Source organism: Streptomyces sp. NPDC041135, from assembly GCF_055592085.1.
Window position 1 is genome coordinate 1 of the sequence record NZ_JBVIYZ010000078.1, and the last position, 4799, is coordinate 4799.

Sequence of the window (4799 nt, forward strand, 5' to 3'; positions counted from 1 at the left end):
CGATCCAGGGCCGCGATTCCCTCTTCCCCACGACAAAACCAACGAGCAACCGAGTCGACAGTCACATGATCAACAACTTCTGTTAGGACCTCTTACTCACAGGTACTCGGTGCGAATACCCTACGCAGTGCCATGTAATTTCGTGCGCAGAACGTGATGTCGTGCGGCGCGGTTGCCGGTCCTGCGCCCCGGCAACCGAACGCAGGCTGGCCTCCATCGGGGCCGGGGGACGACGCTCCGACGTGCCAGTCCGCCAACTCGTCTGGGGTCGGCGAAGAGCCGGCCCATGGGCACGGAGACCCCGTGCTCTCCCTCGATCCTCACACGCAGTTCCATCGCGAGCGCGGAGCCGAAGTCCTGTGTGTTCGCGGGACGTTGTCCGTGGACCCGGTGCGGATGCACGCCTAGGTTGTGCCCCGTCTTCCCGCACGAAAGTCAGGAGGTCTTCGCGCTCAGTGCCGGACGAAGGCCCCCCGGACACCGCCGTATCCTCTTCCACCGCCGGCTCGTGGGATGCCGGGTGCTCCGGCGGCGCCTCAGCTGTAGAAGTTCGCCGCCGGACGGGCGAGGTACCTCGACGGAGAGCAGCCCGTGGAAGAGGGTTGCGGCGGCCGTACCGGCGTTCCTGCGCGCCACCGAGCCCAGTCGCCGGCCCATGGATGACCACACTTCTCCGACGCCCACCCGGCCGCGACCTCACGACCAACCCAGCACGTCGTCGACCATGCGCTGTCCACAGCCCGGGCAACTGATTACAGTAAACCCCTCATGGTGGCTCAGAAAAATAAGGAGAGGTTACTTAGCCGGTGGCGTCACTAGGAGTTACCTTGAAGGGGTTGCCGATTAAAACAGGGAATTTCTAGAGCTGATCTCCCACACGACAGGCGGCGCTCCCCCTCCCTAATCCCTCGAAAGGACTCGTGTTCACCCATGTCCGTCTGTAGACGATTCGCAGTTATTGCTGCAGTAATCGCGATCGCTAGCCCGGTGTGCACCGCTAGCGCCACTCCTGCCGGTGGCGCACCGCCCGCCAGCGCGGGTAGTGACAAGCTCGCCAGTGTCCCGTGGGGCTCCAACGTCCTGCCACTGGGCGGCCTGCCCGCCGGTTTCACGTCCTGGGAGCCGATTATGGCCGCCCAGGTCAAGCTCGACCGCCTCGCCGACCAAATCGCCGTAACCGACGCGGCACTTGCCACTCCCGGCCTCGGCTCGGTCACCGTCGACCCCGCCAAGTCCACCCTCCACCTCTACTGGCACGACACCGTCCCCGCCCCCATCACCACCCTCATCGCGGGCGCCGCTGACCAGGGCCTGACCGTCAAGGTCCACCCAGCCGCTTACACCACTGCTCAACTGGCTGCCGCCCAGGCTGCCATTGCCGCCACCATCGACACTCAGGGCCCCGATGCCCCCACCCGCATCACCATCGTCGGTATCCCCCCCTGACGCGTCTGGTCTGCGCGTCTCCATCAACAACACAAATGAGACACAGGCCCGCACCCTGCCCGCCCTCCAAAAGACCACGGTCCCCGTCACCATCGAAACCGGTATCAACCCCGTCGCCGACACCGGCAACGCTGGAACCACTCCCGTTCTACCCACCAACAGCGGGACGACCTCGGTCCTGCCGGCGGGCGTCGACCGTTGGCATGACGTGTCCCCCTACTGGGCCGGCTCCCGCATCGTCAATCACACTGATTCGGCGTTGCCTACCTGCACCAGCGGTTTTGGCATCACAGACAAGACCACCGGTCTCAAGCGCCTGATCACTGCCGCCCACTGCACCAGCGCCGGCGACCAGTGGAAGACCTACGGCGGCACCACCATCGGCCCTACCGCCAGGACTGACGGAACCACAGACGTCGCCGCCATCGACACCAACGCACAGGGTTATGTGTGGAATGGCTCCGCCACCGACCCCGCGAATCAGTACTACACCCAGATCACCGGTGCCGAACAGAATCACCTCGGTGACTATGTCTGCTCCAGCGGATCCATGAACGGCACCATGTGCGGCATCACGGTGCAAGCCGTCAATGAGATGCATGGTGGTCGTGCATACATGATTCGCGTCCAGCAGATATTTGGCTACTCCCAGGGCGGCAAGGGCGATAGCGGTGGCGCCCTCATCGCCATGTCCGCAGATGGCAAGACAGCCAAAGCGCGCGGTGTCCACAGCATGGGTGACAGCAACACCGTCGTCCCCTGCGAAGGCGTCCAGTCAGAGGCAGATGCCAACGGAATCGTCCACCAGCGAATTTGCTCCTCCGTCGGCTGGTACGGTAGCGCCATCGTTGCCGAACAGAACTTCGGTACCATGCTCAACGGCTAACTCACCGTTTTCTTTCCGTTCGTGTGGTCGGCCTGCATGCAAACGGGCTCCTGGAGCGGGTGAACCGCTCCGGGTCTGGTGGAGGCTCGATTGCTGAGAGGAATCGAGGCATGGCATGCCCGTCCCTCTGCTCTGCTGAGCTTCGTGAGTGTGCGGTAAGTCAGACAATTCTCGCGGCAACTGCATCGCGAAGGCGTACTGTGGCCTGCTGCACCGTCGCCCGGATGATGCGAGGTCTGGGACTGGAGGGCGCCCGGAGAGCGAAGAAGAACCGCATCACCGTCCGGGACGACGGCCATGAGCAGGCACGTATTCTCCCGGGCGATCGTGGTCTGGTCCACCCGCCGCCAGCAAGCGGGCCAAGCTCGCCCTCGAAGCTCTCGGCATGGCCGTGCGGCGTCGCGTCGAGACCGCTGCGGAAATTCCGCTGGACCGGGCCTCGTCCATCACCTCCTCGACGCCGGCATCGACGCCTCGATCGGAACGATCGGGGACGCCCTGGACAATGCGATCATGGAATTCCATAGCGGCCTCTATAAAACAGAGCTGATCAAACCCGCCAGCCCTGGTGCGGCATCGCCGACGTCGAACTCACCACCGTGAGCGGGTCATCTGGTTGAACCAACGCCTCCCACACCGCGCTCGGGGACATCCCCCCCACGAGCACTCGACCAACTATTACGCTCAACACCAGCCCCGACCGGCGTTGGAGTGAACGCATAGAGGCTCCACCCATCCCAGAACGGCTCACGCAAACCTCCGCATGCGGTGCTCTCCACCCGATCCCTGCGTGGGCAACAGAGTCGCTGCGTTCAGACCGCCCATTCCTCAAGCCATGACTTCAGATGCGGGACACAAGAAGGTTGGCTCGCAGGCCCTGCAGCACGGATTGGTCCAAGCCGAGGCCCTCGGTGAGGAAGGCGTCGAAAGACGGCCACCCGGCCTCGACTTCAGCGAACGCCGCCTCCAAGTAGGCGGGCTCGGCCCGGTAGACCGGCCTGATCAGCTCCGGTTCCTTGACCACACCACGACTGCTGAGGCCGTCCAGCAGGTGTTCTACCAGCGCTGCAAGTCGCTCGTTGGTGAGCAGGTAGTCGTAGAAGACGGTGTCCCGGTCAACTCCGAGCGCGGTCAGTAGTAGTGCGGCGGCCCATCCGGTGCGGTCCTTACCGGCCGTGCAGTGAAAGAGCAGCGGTATGCCGCCAGGTTCGGCGAGCAGTCGCAGTACCTGGGCGTACCGTGTTCGGACCACCGGATCGGTGACGAGCCACCGGTAGAGCCGCATCATCAGCCGGGCGGCGTCGCCGTCGCCTGGCAATGCCTGCGACGAGGTCGGTCTGTGCCCGGTCAGCGCATCCTTCAATGTCGCATAAAGGTCGAACTCCCGTGCGTAGATCGGGAGGTGGTGCAGAGTCACTCCGCTCCGCGAGTATGGACCGATGGTCATGGGTGTGCTGGCGTTTTCGGACGCTAGGCTATCGGGCACTTGCCGCCCCGGCAGTCGGTCGGCTCCGTTCTCACGGATCTCCACCGAGTCCCGTAGGTCCACCACTTGACGCAGGCCGAGGTTGGCGAACACCAGCACATCCGCCTCGGTAAGGCGGTGCAGGGCGTCGCTCCGAAGCGCCACCCGGTCCCTTATCACGCGGCCGTCAGCGGTGCGGTATCCGCCGAGATCACGGGCGTTGAGAACACCGCTCAGGCTGAGGCTCCTCGCCACGACGTGGTCAGCAGTCGGGTACTGCGGCTCGGGCATGGTCATCCTCCGCATGGGATGGACTGCGGGTGCATGCGATGCGCCGTGCCTGCCGGCGATGCCGGTCCGACATCCGGCCGCCGACGTATGCGGGTGCTAGGTGCAGGCGGCATGCGATGTGAACAGGTGTCGCGGTCGAGCTCACGAAAGATGCCGCGGTCGGTCCCGCCTTCATGGTGCACGCACAAGGCCCAACAGGTCAGCGCGAGGCGCGCACCATGTCCACGAAAAGTCCATGGACCCGGTGATCACCGGTCAGCTCGGGGTGAAAAGACGTGGCCAGCAGGCGGTCGTGACGCACGGCGACTACCGTTCCGTCGCGGAGCCGCGACAGCACGTCGACGTCCGTGCCGGTCGACTCGACCCACGGCGCCCGGATGAAGACGCCCGTCACCGGTCCGCCGCCAAGACTGGCGACGTTCACGGCGGCCTCAAAGGAGTCGTTCTGCCGGCCGAAGGCGTTGCGCCGCACGGTCATGTCGATGCCGCCGATCGTTTCCTGGTCGTCACGACCGTCAAGGACTTTGTCGGCGAGCATGATCATGCCTGCGCAGGAGCCGTAGGCGGGCATCCCGGCTCGGATACGCTCGCGCAGCGGTTCCAGCATGCCGAAGATGACGGCCAGCTTGGAGATGGTGGTGGACTCGCCGCCGGGCAGCACGAGGCCGTCCACCTCGGCGAGTTCCTCGGGGCGCCGCACCGGCCTGGCCA

The 4799-nt window shown here is 64.9% G+C and carries 4 protein-coding genes; 2 read left to right on the forward strand and 2 right to left on the reverse strand.

From position 1 onward, the window contains the following. Nucleotides 1–1128: 1128 nt before the first annotated feature. Together ACZ6CZ_RS37630 and ACZ6CZ_RS37635 are read left to right on the forward strand one after the other, a co-directional pair. On the forward strand, nucleotides 1129–1446 hold the full coding sequence (locus ACZ6CZ_RS37630) for a hypothetical protein (protein ID WP_469030552.1): 318 nt from the start codon (nucleotides 1129–1131) through the stop codon (nucleotides 1444–1446). Then, nucleotides 1406–2332, forward strand: coding sequence for a chymotrypsin family serine protease (locus ACZ6CZ_RS37635; protein WP_469030554.1), 927 nt, complete (start codon nucleotides 1406–1408; stop codon nucleotides 2330–2332). The genes ACZ6CZ_RS37630 and ACZ6CZ_RS37635 overlap by 41 nt, the downstream gene beginning before the upstream one ends. 841 nt (nucleotides 2333–3173) lie before the next feature. Here the strand turns inward: ACZ6CZ_RS37635 and ACZ6CZ_RS37640 are convergent. Together ACZ6CZ_RS37640 and pdxT are read right to left on the reverse strand one after the other, a co-directional pair. Beyond that, complete coding sequence (locus ACZ6CZ_RS37640) at nucleotides 3174–4094, reverse strand: tyrosine-protein phosphatase (RefSeq protein WP_469030557.1); 921 nt, start codon at nucleotides 4092–4094, stop codon at nucleotides 3174–3176. 193 nt (nucleotides 4095–4287) lie between these two features. Then, a partial coding sequence (gene pdxT, locus ACZ6CZ_RS37645) for a pyridoxal 5'-phosphate synthase glutaminase subunit PdxT (RefSeq protein ID WP_469030560.1) occupies nucleotides 4288–4799 on the reverse strand: 512 nt, incomplete at its 5' end.